A 17,041-nucleotide genomic window follows, 5' to 3' on the forward strand; every position below is an offset into this window, starting at 1 on the left:
GAATTCGATGCACGATGCGCGCAAGGCGCGCCACGCCGATCTCGCGTTCGCGGTGGTGACGATCGCCATCGGCGCGCTGTTCTTCGTCGAAGCGCGAAAACTGCCCGCGTCACGCTTCGATCCGTTGGGGGCGGGCTCGTTCCCGATGGCGATCGCGGGCTTGCTGGCGATCTTGGGCGTCGTGGCGCTGGTCATGACGCTCGTCGGCAAACGCATCGGGGCGGCGGAAACGTCGCTGATCGTCGGCGTCAATCAAGCCGATCAAACGGCACCGCCACGCCCGTGGTTGGCTGTGTTCAGCTTCCTTGCCGTGACGGCGTACACGGCGATGCTGCAAATCTGGCCCGGCAATTATATGTGGGCGACGGCGGCACTGCTGGCCGCGTTGGGCATCGCCATGTCGCCGCGCGATCCGCGTTCGGCCGGGATCGCTTTGGCGATCGCGATCGTCGGCGCGGCGTTCCTCGACTACGTCTTCGGCACCTTGTTGCGATTGCCCATGCCATGATCGACGCGTTTCTTCATCTGCTGCAACCCTCGCTGCTGTTGTTGATGTGCGGGGGCGTGTTCCTGGGCATCGTCATCGGCGTGCTGCCCGGCATCAATGCGGGCACGTTGCTGGTGCTGATCCTGCCCTTCACCTTCACGATGGCGAGCATCGATGCGGTGGTGCTACTGATCGCGGCTTTCGTCGGCGCGGTCAGCGGCGGGCTTATAACTGCGACGTTGATGCGCATTCCGGGTGAGCCCAATGCGATCATGACCACGATGGACGGGTTCCCGTTGGCGAAGGCCGGGCATCCGGGCCGCGCGCTGGGCTTGGGCAATGCCGCGTCGATCGTCGGCGGCGCCTTGTCGTGGGTGGCGCTGGTGATGTTGGCCCCGCCGCTGGCGCGCGTCGCGGTCGTATTCGGGCCGTGGGAATATTTCGCCATCGTCTGCCTGGCGCTGACTTTGATCGCGTCGCTGAGCCGCGGCTCGCTGATCAAGGGCATCATCTCGGCGCTGTTCGGCATGCTCGTCGCGATGCCGGGGCTCGATTCATCGTCGGGTGCCCAGCGTTTCACCTTCGGCTGGGTCGAGATGTCCTCCGGCTTCGAATTGCTGCCGGTGATCCTCGGCATTTTCGCGATCAGCCAATTACTGTCGGATACGGTCAATATCGACGAGCAGGCGGGTGAGCGCGTGCGCGCCAATATGCGCGGCATTCTTATTTCGACGCGCGACTACGTGCGCCACGGCTTCAACATGGTCCGTTCCTCGCTGATCGGCATCGCGATGGGCATTCTGCCCGGCGTGGGCGCCACGATTGCGTCGATCGTCGCCTATACGACCGCGCGCGCCGCGTCGAAGGAGCCCGAGAAGTTCGGCAAGGGCAGCGAAGAAGCGATCGTCGCCGCCGAAAGCGCCAACAACGCGACGACGGGCGGCACACTCATTCCGCTGCTGGCGCTAGGCATTCCCGGTGGGCTGGCGGATTCCGTGCTGCTCGGCGCGCTGATGGTGCACAATCTCGCGCCGGGACCGATGCTCTATACGCATAATCCGGAGATCGTGAACGCGATCGTCGGCGCGCATCTGCTCAGCCATGTTCTGATGTTCGCCTTCATGACCGGCGGCGTCATGCTTTTCGCCTGGCTGATGGTGCTGGAACGCGCCTGGATCTTCCCGATGGTATTCGCGATCTGCGTGCTCGGTGCGTTCACCGGCGGCTCGCGCGTCTTCGACGTTTGGGTGATGCTCGGCTTCGGCCTGATCGGCTACGCGATGGAGTATGCGCGCGTGCCCATCGCGCCCTTCGTGGTGGGCATGGTGCTCGCACCGCTGGCCGAAGAACAGCTGCGCACCGGCTTGATGGCGTCGGGCGGCACGTTCTGGGCGATCCTCGACCGGCCGATCGCGCTCGCCTTCGTCGCCATTGCGATCGCGATGCTGCTCTGGCCGTTGTTCCGGATGCGCGCGGCGCGGCCCTAAAATAGCCCGCTGCCACAAGTACCATTGCCGTGCGTAATGTCGAATTTCGGAAACCCGTGGCCGGAGGTTCCAGATTTCGCTACGCAGTGACCTTATTTTTTCTCAGGCCAATGACGGTACCCATCGTACCGGTCCCAAAATCAACGATGCCGTTGCGCTGAATATTTTCCACAAATGGCCTCAGAATGCTTCGTAAATGCGGAAACCAATATTGAAATAGCGGAATTCCACACGGTCTGAGGGGCTTGGCGCGACGCGATGCGTCACGGGATTTGAATCCCGCCGCTCCGATCAAGAAAGATGTCCGTCGCGTTTTTAACGCGGCGGGCTTCGGTGTATTGCGGTCGATGCGTATGAAGTCACGCGCGTGAGATGACACCCTCAGCACTCGATGAGAATTTTCGTCGTCGCGTCGCGATGCTCGAGCCAATAAGGAAACGCCTCAGCCGCGTTGTCGATCGAGAAACGTTTGGTGATAAGCTTGTCGGCCTTGGCGCCGAGTTTTTCGAGATAGGGGATCGTCGCGGCGAAATCCTCGGGTAGCGCGTTGCGCGAGCCGAGGATGTCGAGCTCCTTCAAATTGAACAGCTGCGTCTTGTAGGCGACCGGCTCCTTCGCATAGCCGACATAGACGACGCGCCCGCTGAAACAAACGAGGTCGATCGCCTGGGTGAACGTCTCCGGCGTGCCGACCGCTTCGATCACCAAGTCGGCCCCATGGCCGCCGGTCAGATCGGCGACGGCTTGCGTCACATCGGCGCTGGCGATGGCGTGCGCGGCGCCGAGGGCGTGGGCGGCCTCGGCTTTCTCCGCCGTCACGTCGACAGCGATGACTGTGGCGCCGCGTGCGGCCGCACCCGCGACGACGCCAAGCCCGATCATGCCGGTCCCCAGCACGACGACGATATCTTTCTCGGTCACGCGGCCGCGCCGTGCCGCATGAAAGCCGACCGAAAGAGGCTCGACGAGAGCGAGATGCGCCGCCGGGAGCGTGTCGTTCAGGATCAGCTTTGCGTGCGGAAGGACGATATAGTCGGCCAAGCCGCCTTCCTGTTGAACGCCGAGCGTGCGGTTGTCGCGGCACGCGTTAACGCGGCCCTGGCGGCACGAACTGCATTTGCCGCAGCTCGTATAGGGTACGACGATCGCGCGCTTGCCGCAGGTATAGGCGCTGGGCACGTTCGTACCGATGGCGGCGATCTCCCCGCCGATCTCATGGCCGGGAATACGCGGATAGCTCGCCAGCGGATTGAGGCCGCGATAATTGGCGAGGTCGCTGCCGCACAGGCCGACATGCCGGACCTTCAGCAGTACGTCGCCATCGCGCGGCTCGGGTCGGGGAATATCGACCAGGCACACCTGGTCCTTGGTTTCGATGCGGATGGCTTTCATGTCGTCCTCCCGAAAAATCGCAAAGCGTTGTCGGCGAACAAGGCAGGTTCTTCGAGACCCGTCGCGCGGGCGAAGGACCGCAAACGCACGAAGGCGGCCCCATAGGGATCGCCGTCCACGCCGGCGACCGGCCAATTCGATCCGGCGATCAGTCGCCTATTCCCAAAATGCCGCGCGACATGACCGACGATCTCGACCGCCACGTCGTCGGCGGGAGGTGCGGCACCGCCGTTGCGCAGATCGCCGAATTTGCAGATCGCGTCCGTGTCACGTGCGATCAGCGCGATCTTCTCGCGCCAGGCGTCGAAATCGGGCCCGCGTCTCGCCGGCGGATTGGCGGCGTGATCGATGATCGCAGCGAGATTCGGCCGCGCGGTCAGTACGCGGTGGACTGCGTCGAGATGCTGGGCCTCCACCAGGATCTCGGCGATCAATCCGGCATCGTTCAGTGCATCGAGCGCCTTCAGCACCGGCGGCGTTTCGATCCAGGCGGGATCGTCGAATACGACTAAGGGCAGGCGCAGACCCCTGAAGACTGGGCGTCGCCGCCATGCGGCCAAGCGCGTCGCGAAATCCGATGCGAACGGATCGAGGAAGCCGATCACCGCCAGGACCGTAATGGGGTTCGCATCCGCCAGCGCGAACAATGCCTCGGTCTCGTCGGGCGATTGCGCGGCGCTGACCAGCACGGCCTTATCGACGCCCGCCTGTGCGAAGCCGGCGGGCGGGAAGGGAAAGTCGGCGTTAAGGGCAGCGACGCGCGTGCGGATGCGCACGGGGAATCCGTCGCCGCGTCGCCAGCTATGGCAATGGGTATCGACGATCATCGACCCACGCCCGCATTTTCAAGATCGCGCCACACCCCCTCGGGCAAGCGCGTTTCGAGAAGATCGAGCGTTTCGTCGAGTTCGGCGGCCGTGCGCGCGCCGATCAACGTCATCGATACGCCCCCGTGACGCGCGGGGTAGTGGAACGCGGCGGCTTTCAGGCTGGTGCCGTGATCGGCGCAGATTTCGGCGAGTAGAGCAGTCCGCGCCAGCGTTTCGGGCGGCGGCGGCCCGTAATGGAACTTCGCATGGCCGCCGAGAATGCCGGAATTGAGCACGCCCGCCGCGATGATCGCGACGTTCATCGCACGGCAAGCGGGCAGCAACTCGAACGCGGCGCTCCAATCCAAAAGCGTCAAACGACCGGCGATCAGTACGGCGTCGAGGGGGATGCGCGCCAGCAGCGCCAAGGCGGTCTCCGCGCGATTGACGCCCACGCCGATGGCGCCGATGACGCCTTGATCCTTCAGGCGCTGCAAGGCGGGGAACGCTTGATCGACCGCCGCATCGAGATGCTTGTCCGGGTCATGCAGCAGGACGAGATCGATGCGCGTGCGGCCCAGGCGCTTCAAACTTGCGGCGACGCTGGCGTCGATCGCGCTTGTGCCGAAATCCTGTCGGCGCGCCTCGCCCGGCGCATTTGTGCCCCAGGGGGCGGTCAGCACGTAACCGGCTTTGGTCGAGAGGCGCACGGGTGATTCGCTCAGAGCACGGCCCAGCAGGTCTTCGGATCGGCCCGAACCATAGAGCGGGGACGTATCGAACCATTCGATACCGCGCGCGTGGGCGCGTTTCACCAAAGCCACGACCGCGTCGTCCGGCGTGTCGGGCCCGAGCGTGGCGGGTGCCGCCATCCCCAACCCCAAGCGCGGCAGCGCGAGCATCGATCAGCCTTTGAGCGCGCCGGCGGACAGGCCGTTGACGATCCAGCGCTGGAACAGCAGCGCCAACAGGAACGGCGGCAAGGCGGTGATGACGCCCGCGGTCATCACATAGTCGAACTGGATCGAGGCGGTATCGACGAAGCTCGCCGCCACGACCGGCAGCGTTTTGCTCGCGGCGGTTTTGGAGAACACGACTGCGAACAGGAATTCGCTCCACGACGCCATGAAGGCGAGGATGGCCGCACAAGTGCAGCCGGGGACCGCCAGTGGCAGCAGCACATGGCGCACGATCTGCCAGCGCGTGGCGCCGTCGATGAAGGCGGAATCCTCCAGCTCGGCCGGGATCGTCTTGAAATAGGCCTGGAGCAGCCACACGGTGAAGGGCAGCGTGAACACGCAATAGGCCATCACCAGCGCGAAGGGCGTGTCGATCAGTCCCAGATTGCGCATGATCAGGAACATCGGCACGACCAGCATGATCGGCGGCAACATGCGCGTGGCGAGATAGATGGTCAGCACCGGTAAAGCGCGGCGATAGGTGATGCGCGCGAAAGCGTAAGCCGCCGGAATGCCGACCAGTAGATTGATGATCGCCACGACGATGGCGACGATCAGGCTGTTTTTCAGCGCCGGAAAAATGTCGAACACGGCGGGCGCGCGGTTCCGGGCGAAGGCAAGGAATTCCGGATCGCCGATGCCCAGCACGGTTTGATAGTTCCGCAGCGTCGGCTCGCTGGGGAAGAAATGGGGCGGGATCGCCAGCATTTCCTTTTCCGTCATAAAGCTCGTCGCCGTCATCCAGTAGATCGGCGCGAAGATGAAGGTGAAGAAGGCGAGGGCGCTGAGCATCAAGAAGGCTTGGCGCAGCACGCGTTGGCGGGCGGTGATCATCGCGCCAACTCCCCGCGCTTCCACAACACGCGGATATAGACGATCGACAGCGCCAACGTCGTCAGCGCCAGGATATAGGCGTAGGCGCTGCCCCGTCCGAAATCGAGGAAGTTGAACGTGGTGACGTAGGTGAGCCAGGCGAGCACGGTCGTGCTTTTGCCGGGGCCGCCGCCGGTCAGGACGTAAATGATATCGAAGGTGCGCAAGGCCACCATCGTCTGCGTGATCAGCACCAGCAGCAGCGCGTGGCTCAGCCACGGAAAGGTGATGTGGCGGAAGCGTTGGAACACATTCGCCCCATCGATGCGCGCGGCTTCGTGAAGTTCCTCAGGGACCGTCTGGAGGGCCGCAAGCACGACGATGGCGACGAAAGGCACATGGTTCCACACCTGCGCCACGATCAGCACGGGCAGGGCGGTTGTGTAGTCGCTGAGCCAAGCATGCGGTGTGTCGAAAATCCCAAGCGACACCAGCACGCCGTTGGCAAGGCCATAACGGCCCTCCAGAATCCATTGCCAGATCAGGCCGTTGACGACCGGCGGAATGGCCCAGGGAATTAGCATCACGGCGCGCAGGATCGAACGGCCGGGGAATTTCTCGTTCAGCAGCAGGGCGAGCAGCGTGCCGAGCGTCAATGTCAGCGCGATGGAGCCGACGCTGAACAGCACGGTCACCTGCGCTGCGGTCCAGAACTGCTCGCTGCCCAGGATATTCGTGTAGTTGTCGAGACCGACGAATCGGAAACGGCCAGGCTGGCGCAGATTGTAGCTGTGCAAGGACAGATACAGCGAATAGACGATCGGATAGAGGACGAGGCCGAGCAGGATCAGCGCCGCCGGCGTGTTCATCAGGAAGAACAGAAACGGCTGTTCCTCGCGCGGGGCGCGCCAGTTGCGCTTGGGTTGCGGCGTCGCGGCGGCGGTCGCCATGATCGTCCTCAGCCGCGCAACGACAGATACATGATGACTTTGACCGATCCGTTGCGGACCGTGCCGCTCAAGCGCTGCCAGGGCCCGGGCAGATCGACGGCGATGCTCGCCATGCCCTTGCCCTTGATCGTGGCTTTGCGGCTTTCGTGATCGCACCAGGTCAGGCTTTCGGGCGAGACTTGCGCGCCGAATTCGATCTCGGCACCTGGCGTGGCGTCCAACACATGGACGAACCAGCGCGCGTCGCCGGCCCAGGCTGTTTCGTAGGGTTCGGTCGTGAACGCGCCGTCGAAAGTGGCGTTGCGTTCGATGACGGCGGTGAAGGCGCGGGGCAGCATGGATTTCACCAATCGACGGAGACGAGACAGGTGTTGAGGAACAGGAAATTGCGCACCGGGCGATGCGTGCGCACGTCGATGGAGAAGTTCAGCAACCGCTCCAAGCCCCAATAACCGTGCGGGAAGCGCGGTACGGGCACGTCGCGCAGATCCATGATCTTGTCGTTGACCTGAAGCTCGACGTTGCGCCCGGCTTCGGTGTCGAACTGGTAGCGCAGATAGTGCCAATTGATCTTCGTCGGCACCTCGTTGTAGCAGAGGTTATGTTCGCCGTTCGGCACCGGCGCCCAATCGTTCGGGTGCGCCACGTGATAGTCGCTGACCGCCGGGCTGCCCGAGACTTCCATCTTCGTCGTCGTCTGCACCGAGGTTTTGTAGAACCAGCGGCGCTGCAGATTGCCGTCCGCGTCAGCGTTCACATAGCGCAGGGCGCAGTGATAGCGCCGGCCGAATTCGCGGTCGCACACGTCGTTGCCGATGCAGAACTCGCCGAAATCCGAAACGCTCGGGTCGATATTGCCGTCGTGCTTGCCTTCGCGCGCCCCGATCCACGCCTCGGATTTGATCGTGAAATAGGTTTCGAGCTGGACGAGGCCCGGCTTCTGGAACGTCGCGCGCTTGATGGCGAGCGCCATATGGCCGGGCTTGGCGCGCGTGGCGAGTTTCAGCGCGTAATTGCCGCTGAGCGGGCCATGCGTGCCGATGTCGAAGAAGCTGCAGGTGGAGATCTGCGGCGGGCGCGTGTCGGACAGAACCGGGCGGACGGTGTCGAGATCGCCGTTATGGTTCCCGATCAACTCGCACCAGCCCTGCACGCCGTAGTCGAAATCGTCGTGGAACAGGATGCGCGGCAGCGGATTGAAGCGGCTCAGCTTGGGATCGGCCGCGCGGATACCTTCGCGCACCGCCGAAGCGAGATCGTTCGCCGTGTAGAGCCGCGTGTCGGCGCCCCGCGATTGCGGGGCGCCCATCGTACCGGTGTCGTTCATCGTGTCGTTTCCGTTCGTGTCAGGCTTTGCGCAGGCGGCGCGCTTCGTCGGCCGTGCGGCGGATCGCCGTGCGGACGTCTTGGCGTTTGGTCAGCACTTCCTGGATCTGCGTCATCCAGAAATCCTCCCATTCGGGGAACCACACCGCCTTGATGCCCTGCTTTTGCTTGGCGGTACTGGACAGTTTCAGGAACTCGTCCATGTCGCCGCCGGTCATCTTGCGCACGAGGTCCTGCACCGCCGGGTCTTGATAGAGCGCGGGGAAGGGGCTGCGGCCGCCTTCGGCAATCAGGCGTTCGCGCGGCAGCGAGAACACGCCCGACGCATCGGGGCCGGCGTAGAAGCGCAGCGCATCCCACGCGGCCGGTTTGTTCTTCGATGCGGCGGCGATGCCCACGCTATGCGCGTAGCTGACCGCGTTGCGGTTATTGGCGTCGAGCCCCGGGACCAGCGCCATGCGGATGCGGCCCGCGACCTTCGAATCCGGCCATACGTTGAATTCGGCCAGCGCGTATTGCGCCATGTAGCCGCATTTGACGATGCCGGTGCGAATGCCGGTGCGCGAAGCGCCCCAATCGCGTTGCAGATCCTCCGGGCCGACGATTTTCCAATCGTTGATCGCGGCGACGTACCATTCGAGGATCGCCTGCAACGGATGACCGGGCTTGTCGAACACGGGTTCGTTGTCGGGCGCGAACAGATCGCCGCCCGAAGCATAAAGCGTGGCCCACAGGCTCCAGAAATTTCCGGGCTGCTTCTTCATCGCAAGGCTGAGCGGGAAATCGTCGAGGCCGGCTTTCTTGATCGCCTCCATCTGGGTGCGCAACTCGTCCAGGCTGCGCGCGGGGCGCGCGAAGCCCGCCTTGTTCAGCGTTTCGACGTCGTAGGCGAAGCCGAAGGAGTCGCTGAGATAGGGCAACGCGTAGGTCTTGCCGTCCACGCCCTTGGTCGCTTCGACCGAGGCGGGCGTGGCCGCCTGCATGATCTGGGCGAGGCCCTGCATGCCGTCGAGCGGGGCGAGCCAGCCGCTATCCGACCACGCGGCGAGTTCGGTTTCCGGGATCTGGACGATATCGAGCGGCGTGCTGGCGATGAATTCGGCGACCATGCGATCGCGATAACGTGCGAAGGGCGCGCTGACCCATTCGACCGATGTGCCGGCCTTGCCGTCGAGATAGCGGTTGAGGCCGGGAATATCGGCGGCGGGATAACGCTCCCACGCGCGCAGTTGCAGCGTGGTGCCGCCGCCGCGCTTCAGGCTTTCGGGCGCGTTGCGATCTTGCGCGAAGGCGGGCAGGGATCCCGCCGCGAGCATCGCCGCACCGCCCAGGATGATCTGACGGCGCGAGGGACCGTTCGCCGCGATGCCCGTCGCGGCGTTTCCAAGAAACTTCGACATGGACGTTACTCCCGATTAAGTGCCGCCCGGTTTTCCGGCGGCGTTGTTGGATAGGTTGCGGCGGCGCGGCGTCACTTCCGCGTCGACGATTTGGGTCAGCGGCTTTTCGGCCTCGAACAATTCGGGGCGCGCGGCTTTCAACAATTCGACGCGCGGCAGGACCTTTGCGATGTGCTCGTGCATGCCGCCGCTGGCGGCGGCGACATCGCCGCGCACGATCGCGTCGGTGATCGCGGCATGTTCGGCGACGACCGTCTCGAAGCGATAATCGGGACCGAGATCGAGGTGGGCGCGGCGCATCCGGTCGAGATGGAATTTCGAATCCTGAACGACCTGCCACACGCTGGGCACGCCGGCATGGCGCAGGATGATTTGGTGGAAGCGGTTGTTCTCGTCCCAGAACCGGCCTTCGTCCCAATCCGCGAGGATGACGCGCTGGCGCGCGAGACTGTCTTCGAGCTCGTCCTGTGCCGCCTTGCCCGAGATACGCGCGGCTTCGGCGGCGGCGCAGGATTCCAGCGACGCGCGCACGAAATAGGCGGCGCGGAAGGTTTCGAAGTCGAGCGGCGCCACGATCGTGCCGCGCTGGGGCAGGACGAAGATCAGGCCTTCGCGCGCCAAACGCTGCAACGCTTCGCGGATCGGCGTGCGGCTGGTGCCCAGCTGTGCGGCGAGCGCGTTTTCGGAAAGAGCGGCGCCGGGCTCGAAACCCAGATCGAGGATCGCCTGACGAATCACCCGGTAGGCGGATTCGCCCGCCGGCAATGTCGTCGTGTCGCTGGCCAATCGCAGTTGCGCCATGTGGCGTTCGCCTCCCGAACGAGGCGAGTCATAGCTAAATGCGTACTTGTATGCAAGATGATTCGGGAAGATGAGGATATCCACCTAATCATATGAAAATACAAAGTTATTTTTAGACTTCATAAATCGCCGGGCGATTTTTCTGCAGGCGATGGCCTTTCCACGCGCAAAGAAAAGCCCGCCTCCGGAGAACCGAGCGGCGGGCTTCGGCGCTTTGGCCACGTGTTTAATCTCAACCAGCGGCGCGGTGTGTCGCTGTTTTGAAGGCTTCGGTCTGGGCCCGGATGGCGCGTTCGGTCGGCAGGCGTTCCATCGAACTCGCGCCATAGAAGCCGTGGCAGAGCTTGGCGCGCGACAACACGTATCGCGCATCGTCCGGCTCGGCGACCGGTCCGCCGTGGCACAACACGATCGTGTCCTTGCGCACGCGCATCGCGGCTTCCGCCCAGAGATCGAGTTCGCGCACGCAATCGTCGAGCGTTCGGGCGGTTTCGGCGCCGATGCTGCCGCCGGTCGTCAAGCCGAAATGGCAAACGATGATATCGGCACCCGCTTTGGCCATCGCCGCCGCGTCGTCCGCCGAAAACACATAGGGCGTCGTCAGCAGATCGAACTTATGGGCGCGCGCGATCATGTCGATCTCCAAGCCGAACCCCATGCCGGTTTCCTCGAGATTGGTGCGGAACGTCCCGTCGATCAGCCCGACGGTCGGAAAGTTCTGCACGCCCGAAAAGCCGATGCGCTTCAGTTCCGCGAGGAACACGTCCATATCGACGAAGGGATCGGTTCCGTTGACGCCGGCGAGAACCGGCGTATCGCGCACGACGGGAAGAACTTCGCGCGCCATGTCGACGACGATGTCGTTCGCGTTGCCATAGGCGAGCAAGCCCGCCAACGAGCCGCGCCCCGCCATGCGATAGCGGCCGGAATTGTAGATCACGATCAGGTCGATGCCGCCGGCCTCCTCGCATTTGGCGGAGAGACCCGTGCCGGCGCCGCCGCCGATGATGGGCTTGCCTTCGGCGATGCGGGTGCGCAGACGTTCGAGAATAACGCGGCGTTCGATACGGGGCATGGCGGTTTCCTGTTCGGTGTCGTTCAGCGTTTGGCGATGTCGCGATAATTCGTGACCAAGGCGGCCGCGAAGGCCGGGTCGTTGATGTGCAGCGGCAGCTTGACCAGTTTGCGATTGGGCGTTTGGACAAGCGTGGACTCGATCGCGGCGAACAGCGCTTCGTCGGCGGCGGGATCGTGGAAGGGTTGGCCGAGCGCGTCGATCATCGACACGCCGCCCAGCGGCAGCACGAAGCGGACCGGCCCGTCGCATTTGTTGAGGCGCGATGCGATCCAGGCGCCGATCTGCCGGTTCTCCTCCGGCGTCGTGCGCATCAGCGTGACGCTCGCGTTGTGGACGTGCAGCTTTCGATCCGCGAAGCGGACGGGCACCGTATCGCGCGCCCCCCAATTCACCATGTCGACCGCGCCGACCGATCCGACATAGGGCAAGCGCGTGCGCGCGACCGCGCCGAAGCGATCGGCGGTGCAGGGGAACACGCCGCCGAACAGGAAGTCGGGAACCTCGGTCGTCGTCGCGTCGATCAAGCCTTCGACCAGGCCGGAATCGGCGAGCTTTTCCATCGATTGGCCGCCGGTGCCCGTCGCGTGAAAGACGTAGCATTCGTAATCGCCGCCGATCAGCTTGCGGATCTCGGTCACGCACGGCGTCGTCACGCCGAACATCGTCATGCCGATGCCGGGTTTGGCGGCGCGCGCAAGCGGGCCCGCGAATTTGACCATGCCCGCGACGGCGCGCGCGGCGTTGGCGATGACGCGCTCGCTGATCGGGTTCAGCCCCGCGATATCGACCACCGAATACATCATCGCCATATCGGTGGGGCCGACATAGGGCGCCGTATTGCCTGAGGCGACGGTCGAGACCATCAGCTTCGGCACGCCGATCGGCAATTCGCGCATCGCGCCGGTCACCAAGGTCGTATTGCCGGTGCCGCCGAGGCCGAGGACGGCGCCGATGTCGTTCCGCGATTTCAGAAAGGCGGCGAGGGCCAAACCCATCGCGGCGACGGCGACCCCACGATCGTTCTTGCCCAAAACGGCGCCGGGACCGTCCGGGTGAAAGGCCGCGACTTGGGCGGCGGGGAAGTCCGCCGCCTTCGCTTCCGCTTTCGTGCCGACATCAACAAGTACGGCGGGAACGCCGGCCGCTTGGATGATGGATTTGGCGAAAACGAGCTCCTGTTCCTTCGTATCGCAGGTCCCGACGACATAAACCTTCATTGGGCGCCTCCCATTCGGTCTCTTTGGTTCAAAATATATTGCATACTCCTTTCAAATAGTATATTGCATATTTATACAGAGGGACGAGAGACCTTCTGACGGAGCCATTCGCCGATGAACGACGGACGCCATTTGACCCTGCGCGAGCGCACTTATGAGGAGATCGTCCGATTGATCATGTCGGGCGAACTCGAGCCGGGGGCCGCCCTCGACGAGAAGCTGCTGATCGCGCGTCTGGCGTCGAGCCGCACGCCGTTCCGCGAGGCGATCGGCGCGCTCGCCAAGGACGGTCTGATCGAGGTGCGGCCGTATCGCGGCTTCTTCGTCCGCCGCTTGACCTATGCCGAGGTCAAAGATCTTTACGATCTGCGCCAGGAGCTGGAGGGGTTCGCGGTGCGCTTGGCGGTGCCGCGCCTGACCGCCGGCGACATCGATTGGTTCGTCCGGGTTTTGGATCAAAGTGTGGCGGCAATGGCGGCGGGCGACATGGCCGCCTACGCGACGCACGATCGCGCGTTCCATGAACGCATCGCCGAATTGTCGGGCAATCACGCGCTCGTCGACTCGCTCGCGCGACTCAAACTGCAGATCCAGCTTTGCCGCGTGATCGCCAATCGCGACCCCGCCTTCGTCGAGCGCGCGGCGTGGGAACGCGACCAGATTCTCGCATCCTTCCGGGCGGGCGATGCCGCGCGCGCGGAAGCGCTGATGCGCGAGCATATCGCCGACGTCCGCGACGCCGTTCTGACGGCGCTCGCGGCCGCACCGGGCCCCGAGCCCGTCGGCGCCGAAACCTGATTACCGAACGAGGAGCTTTCGAATGTCCAATGCCGTCCGTCACACGAACCGCGTTTCGCGCGATCAGGCCGCCATCCATGACTGGGGATCGATCCAGTGGCTGGTCAATCGCGAAACATTTCCGACCACGGGAATCACGTTCGGTTATGTCGAGATCGAGCCGGGGCAGAAGAACCCCAAGCATCACCATCCGAACAGCGACGAAATTCTCTATCTGATCGAGGGCGAACTCGAGCACTCGATCGGCGCGGAGTCCGTCGTCCTCAAGCCGGGCGACGTCCTCCATATCTCCAGCAACGTGCCGCACGACGCCCGCAACACCGGCAAGGTCACGGCTCGCATGGTCGTGGGCTATCCGACCGGCGACCGGCGCATCGTGATGCACGAAGCGGGAGTCGACTGAACGGCCGCAGTCGATCGCCAAGCGACGAAACAAAAACCTGGGAGGGAACGATGTTCAAGACCGGCAAGGCGGTGCGACGCACCGCCGGATGGATCGCGGCTGCCTTGATGGCGGCCGGGATCGCGGGCGCGGCGCACGCGCAGACTTTGCGCATGTGGGGCCCCGAACAGCTCAACGATCCCGAGATCGCGAAGCTGTGGAACGAGATCAAGGCGGATTTCGAGAAGCGCAATCCGGGCGTGACGGTGCAATACATGCAACCGACCGGCACGATCACCAACGGCGCCGTGCAGGCCGCGATCCAGTCGGACGCCGGACCGGACGTGATCTTGACGAATTCCGGCATCGGCCGTGTGGGCGTGGTGGCCGAGGCGAAGCTCGTCGTGCCGTTGACCGCCTATTACGAACAGCGCGGCTGGAAATCGCGGCTCCACGGCTGGCTTTACGACGAGTTGAAGACCCATTTCGCGGGCGAGATCTACGAATTCCCCGACGGGCTCGACGTCATCGGGCTTTGGTATCACAAGGACGTGTTCGCCCAGCGCGGCTGGCAAGCGCCGAAGACCTACGCCGAATTGCTGGCGCTGTTCGACGAGGCGAAGAAGGCGGGGCTCCAACCGCTGGTCGTCGGCCCGCGCAACAACGCGAGCGGCGGCCATTTGTTCGGCAATCTGATGCAGGTGACCGCCGGGCAAAAGACGGTGGGCGAAGTTCTCGCCGGCCGCCGGCCCTGGACCGATCGGGCGATCGTAGGATCGGCGCAGCGTCTGATCGATCTCGTCGATCGCGGCGCGCTCGCCAAGGATATGGTGGCACTTGACCTGGACGGTGCCGCACGTCTGTTCTTCACGAAACGCGCGGCGTTCATGTTCGCCGGTCCCTGGTTCACCTCGAACGCGCGGCGGGCCGGCTACAATCTCGACAATGCCGGCTTCATGACGGTGCCGGTCGACGCGGGGCAGGGCGAGTCCCTCCCGACCGGCGGCGTGGGCTGGAGCTGGATGATCTCCGCCAACTCCAAGCAGAAGGATCTGGCGCTGCGCTGGCTCGACTATATCGTCTCGCAAGAGGTGATGGTGAAGCGCGCGTCGCATGCCAGCAACTGGATGGTCTTCCCGCAGGCGCTGCCGGGGCTGTCGCCCTCGACGCCGGTGCTGAAGACGATCTTCGACACGGCGAACAAGGGCGTGGGCTACAACCCCAGCGTCTATATTCCCGGCAACGTCGTGGAGGCGTATCTTCAGGCGATCACCGGGCTGGTCGGCGGCCAGGTCAACGCACGCGACGCGATGGCCGGCATCCAGGCCCAAGCCGAACGCGCGCCGCGCCGGTGAGCGCGTCGGCGGATATGACGGCGGGCGGCGTCCGTTTCGCGACGGACGCCGCCGGTCCGGCGGGGAGCGGAAACGGTAAACGGATGGTCCGTAAACGTCCTGCGCGCGACGGCGTCTTGGCGCCGTTTCTGTTCATCGGGCCGGCGCTGCTGATCTACGGCGCTTTCTCGCTTTATCCGACGATCGATACGTTGCGCCTTGCCTTGACCGACGCGAAGGGCCTCAACAGCGCCGCGAATTTCGTCGGGGTCGAGAACTTCGTTTCACTGGCTTCGGACGCGACCATTCTGCGCGTATTGCTCCAAACCGCGCAGTGGCTGGTTTTGCACGTGTTGCTGGCGGGCGGCGCCGGGCTGGCCTTGGCGGTCGCGATCGCGCGGTTGACGCGCACCCATGTTTTCTATCGGACCGCCTATTTCCTGCCGCATGTCGTGTCGCTGGCCGTGGTCGGCGTGATTTGGGCGAAGATCTACGACCCCTATTTCGGCCTTTTGAACGCGGCACTCGATGCGGTGGGGTTGGGCTGGTTCAAACTCGGCTGGCTGTCGGACCCCGCCTTGGTGATCTTCTCGGTCAATATCGCCAGCTCGTGGCAGGGCTTCGGCATATATATGCTGCTGTTCATCGCCGGGCTGCAGAACATCGATACGGCGCTCTACGAAGCGGCGGAGATCGACGGCGCCGGACCGTGGCAGAAATTCGTGCATGTCACGCTGCCGGGCTTGCGCGAAGTGATGACGTTCGTCGTGTCGCTCGCGCTCATCAACGGGCTCAAAGGTTTCGCGACGATCTGGGTCATGACCCAAGGCGGGCCGTTCTACCGCAGCGAAATACTCACGACCTACATCGTCAAACTCGCCTTCCAGTTCCAGGAGCACGGCCGCGCGGCGGCGTTGTGCGTCGTGCTCAGTCTGATCGCGATGAGCATCACCATCGCGTTCAATCGCTGGCGGGAGAAGCTGCGATGAAACGCCGCGAATGGCCCGTGGCGCTCGGCCTTGCCGTGCCTTTGTTGTTCGTGCTGGCGCCGTTCTTGTGGCTGGTGCTGTCCAGCTTCAAAAGCGAGATGGAGATCGCGATGTCCGGTCCCTTCGCGCTGCCGGACGCGCTGCTCTACCAGAACTACGCCGATGCGTGGAACATCGGCGGTTTCGGCAAGCTGGTGATCAACAGCGCCGCCAACGTCGTCATGGTCGTGCTGCTCACCCTATTGGTTTGCGCGCCGGCGGGCTACGCCTTCGCGAAGATGCGCGTGCCCGGCGGCGATTTCGTGTTCTACCTCATCCTGCTCGGTCTGACCGTGCCCGTGCAGGCGATCGTCGTGCCGCTTTACAAGGTTCTCGCCGGGCTTGGTCTGCTCAATACCTTGGCGGGCATCAGCCTCGCCCAGGTGGGCAACGGCATTCCGTTCGGCATTTTCCTGATGCGGAGTTTCTTCCGCGGGATCCCCAACGAGCTGATCGAGGCGGCGAAGATCGACGGCGCGACGCATTTCGCGATCCTGACGCGTATCCTTCTGCCCGTCGCACGGCCCGCGATCCTCGCTTTGGTCGTCATCAGCGCGTTGTCGACCTGGAACGATTTCTTTTTGCCGCTGGTCGTTCTGATTTCGCCCGAATCGCAGACGCTGCCGCTCGGCCTCGTGCGCTTCGCCAGTACGTACTCGACCGAGCATCGGCTCGTCTTCGCGGGCACGGTGATTTCCTTCCTGCCCGTCGTCCTTCTGTACATCCTCACCCAGCGGCGTTTCGCCGAAGGGCTTACCCAAGGCGCGCTCAAAGGCTGAT

General features: G+C 64.0%; 18 protein-coding genes. 7 read left to right on the forward strand and 11 right to left on the reverse strand.

Features of this window, described 5'->3' with window-relative positions; genetic code table 11:
* Nucleotides 1-7: 7 nt before the first annotated feature.
* Together J0H39_17560 and J0H39_17565 are read left to right on the forward strand one after the other, a co-directional pair.
* The gene (locus J0H39_17560; protein ID MBN9498562.1) at nt 8-508 is read left to right on the forward strand and encodes a tripartite tricarboxylate transporter TctB family protein; all 501 of its coding nucleotides are present in this window, start codon (nt 8-10) and stop codon (nt 506-508) included.
* Entirely contained in the window at nt 505-1,974 is a 1,470-nt protein-coding gene (locus J0H39_17565; protein MBN9498563.1) for a tripartite tricarboxylate transporter permease, read from the forward strand. The genes J0H39_17560 and J0H39_17565 overlap by 4 nt, the downstream gene beginning before the upstream one ends.
* A gap of 381 nt (nt 1,975-2,355) precedes the next feature.
* Here J0H39_17565 and J0H39_17570 read toward each other — a convergent pair whose 3' ends face one another.
* The 11 genes from J0H39_17570 to J0H39_17620 form a co-directional block, all read right to left on the reverse strand.
* Nucleotides 2,356-3,366: a zinc-binding alcohol dehydrogenase family protein gene (locus tag J0H39_17570; GenBank protein MBN9498564.1), complete on the reverse strand. Its 1,011-nt coding sequence runs from the start codon at nt 3,364-3,366 to the stop codon at nt 2,356-2,358.
* Entirely contained in the window at nt 3,363-4,193 is an 831-nt protein-coding gene (locus J0H39_17575; GenBank protein ID MBN9498565.1) for an amidohydrolase family protein, read from the reverse strand. Before J0H39_17575 ends, J0H39_17570 begins: the two co-directional genes overlap by 4 nt.
* Complete coding sequence (locus J0H39_17580) at nt 4,190-5,077, reverse strand: aldo/keto reductase (protein ID MBN9498566.1); 888 nt, start codon at nt 5,075-5,077, stop codon at nt 4,190-4,192. The genes J0H39_17575 and J0H39_17580 overlap by 4 nt, the downstream gene beginning before the upstream one ends.
* 3 nt (nt 5,078-5,080) lie before the next feature.
* On the reverse strand, nt 5,081-5,968 hold the full coding sequence (locus J0H39_17585) for a carbohydrate ABC transporter permease (GenBank protein MBN9498567.1): 888 nt from the start codon (nt 5,966-5,968) through the stop codon (nt 5,081-5,083).
* Complete coding sequence (locus tag J0H39_17590; GenBank protein ID MBN9498568.1) at nt 5,965-6,897, reverse strand: sugar ABC transporter permease; 933 nt, start codon at nt 6,895-6,897, stop codon at nt 5,965-5,967. Before J0H39_17590 ends, J0H39_17585 begins: the two co-directional genes overlap by 4 nt.
* 8 nt (nt 6,898-6,905) lie before the next feature.
* On the reverse strand, nt 6,906-7,235 hold the full coding sequence (locus J0H39_17595; GenBank protein ID MBN9498569.1) for a hypothetical protein: 330 nt from the start codon (nt 7,233-7,235) through the stop codon (nt 6,906-6,908).
* 5 nt (nt 7,236-7,240) lie between these two features.
* A complete protein-coding gene (locus J0H39_17600; GenBank protein ID MBN9498570.1) occupies nt 7,241-8,128 on the reverse strand; it encodes a hypothetical protein in 888 nt (295 codons plus the stop codon).
* 115 nt (nt 8,129-8,243) lie between these two features.
* Nucleotides 8,244-9,623, reverse strand: coding sequence for an extracellular solute-binding protein (locus tag J0H39_17605; GenBank protein MBN9498571.1), 1,380 nt, complete (start codon nt 9,621-9,623; stop codon nt 8,244-8,246).
* A 15-nt stretch (nt 9,624-9,638) separates the two neighbouring features.
* Nucleotides 9,639-10,424, reverse strand: a complete 786-nt coding sequence (locus tag J0H39_17610; GenBank protein MBN9498572.1) for a GntR family transcriptional regulator — start codon at nt 10,422-10,424, stop codon at nt 9,639-9,641.
* A gap of 232 nt (nt 10,425-10,656) precedes the next feature.
* Nucleotides 10,657-11,499, reverse strand: coding sequence for a phosphoenolpyruvate hydrolase family protein (locus J0H39_17615; protein MBN9498573.1), 843 nt, complete (start codon nt 11,497-11,499; stop codon nt 10,657-10,659).
* Nucleotides 11,500-11,522: 23 nt separating this feature from the next.
* Nucleotides 11,523-12,719 (reverse strand): Tm-1-like ATP-binding domain-containing protein, encoded by a 1,197-nt coding sequence (locus J0H39_17620; protein MBN9498574.1) that lies wholly within the window; start codon nt 12,717-12,719, stop codon nt 11,523-11,525.
* A gap of 114 nt (nt 12,720-12,833) precedes the next feature.
* On the opposite strand from J0H39_17620, the gene J0H39_17625 reads away from it, so the two are divergent.
* The 5 genes from J0H39_17625 to J0H39_17645 all read left to right on the forward strand — a co-directional run bounded on the left by J0H39_17625 (nt 12,834) and on the right by J0H39_17645 (nt 17,040).
* Entirely contained in the window at nt 12,834-13,517 is a 684-nt protein-coding gene (locus tag J0H39_17625) for a GntR family transcriptional regulator (GenBank protein MBN9498575.1), read from the forward strand.
* A gap of 22 nt (nt 13,518-13,539) precedes the next feature.
* Nucleotides 13,540-13,920, forward strand: a complete 381-nt coding sequence (locus tag J0H39_17630; GenBank protein MBN9498576.1) for a cupin domain-containing protein — start codon at nt 13,540-13,542, stop codon at nt 13,918-13,920.
* 50 nt (nt 13,921-13,970) lie between these two features.
* Nucleotides 13,971-15,254 (forward strand): extracellular solute-binding protein, encoded by a 1,284-nt coding sequence (locus tag J0H39_17635; GenBank protein ID MBN9498577.1) that lies wholly within the window; start codon nt 13,971-13,973, stop codon nt 15,252-15,254.
* A gap of 83 nt (nt 15,255-15,337) precedes the next feature.
* Nucleotides 15,338-16,222, forward strand: coding sequence for a sugar ABC transporter permease (locus J0H39_17640; protein ID MBN9498578.1), 885 nt, complete (start codon nt 15,338-15,340; stop codon nt 16,220-16,222).
* Nucleotides 16,219-17,040 (forward strand): carbohydrate ABC transporter permease, encoded by an 822-nt coding sequence (locus J0H39_17645; protein MBN9498579.1) that lies wholly within the window; start codon nt 16,219-16,221, stop codon nt 17,038-17,040. Before J0H39_17640 ends, J0H39_17645 begins: the two co-directional genes overlap by 4 nt.
* Nucleotide 17,041 lies beyond the last annotated feature (1 nt).

This window comes from Alphaproteobacteria bacterium, from assembly GCA_017308135.1.
Lineage (GTDB): Bacteria > Pseudomonadota > Alphaproteobacteria > CACIAM-22H2 > CACIAM-22H2 > Tagaea.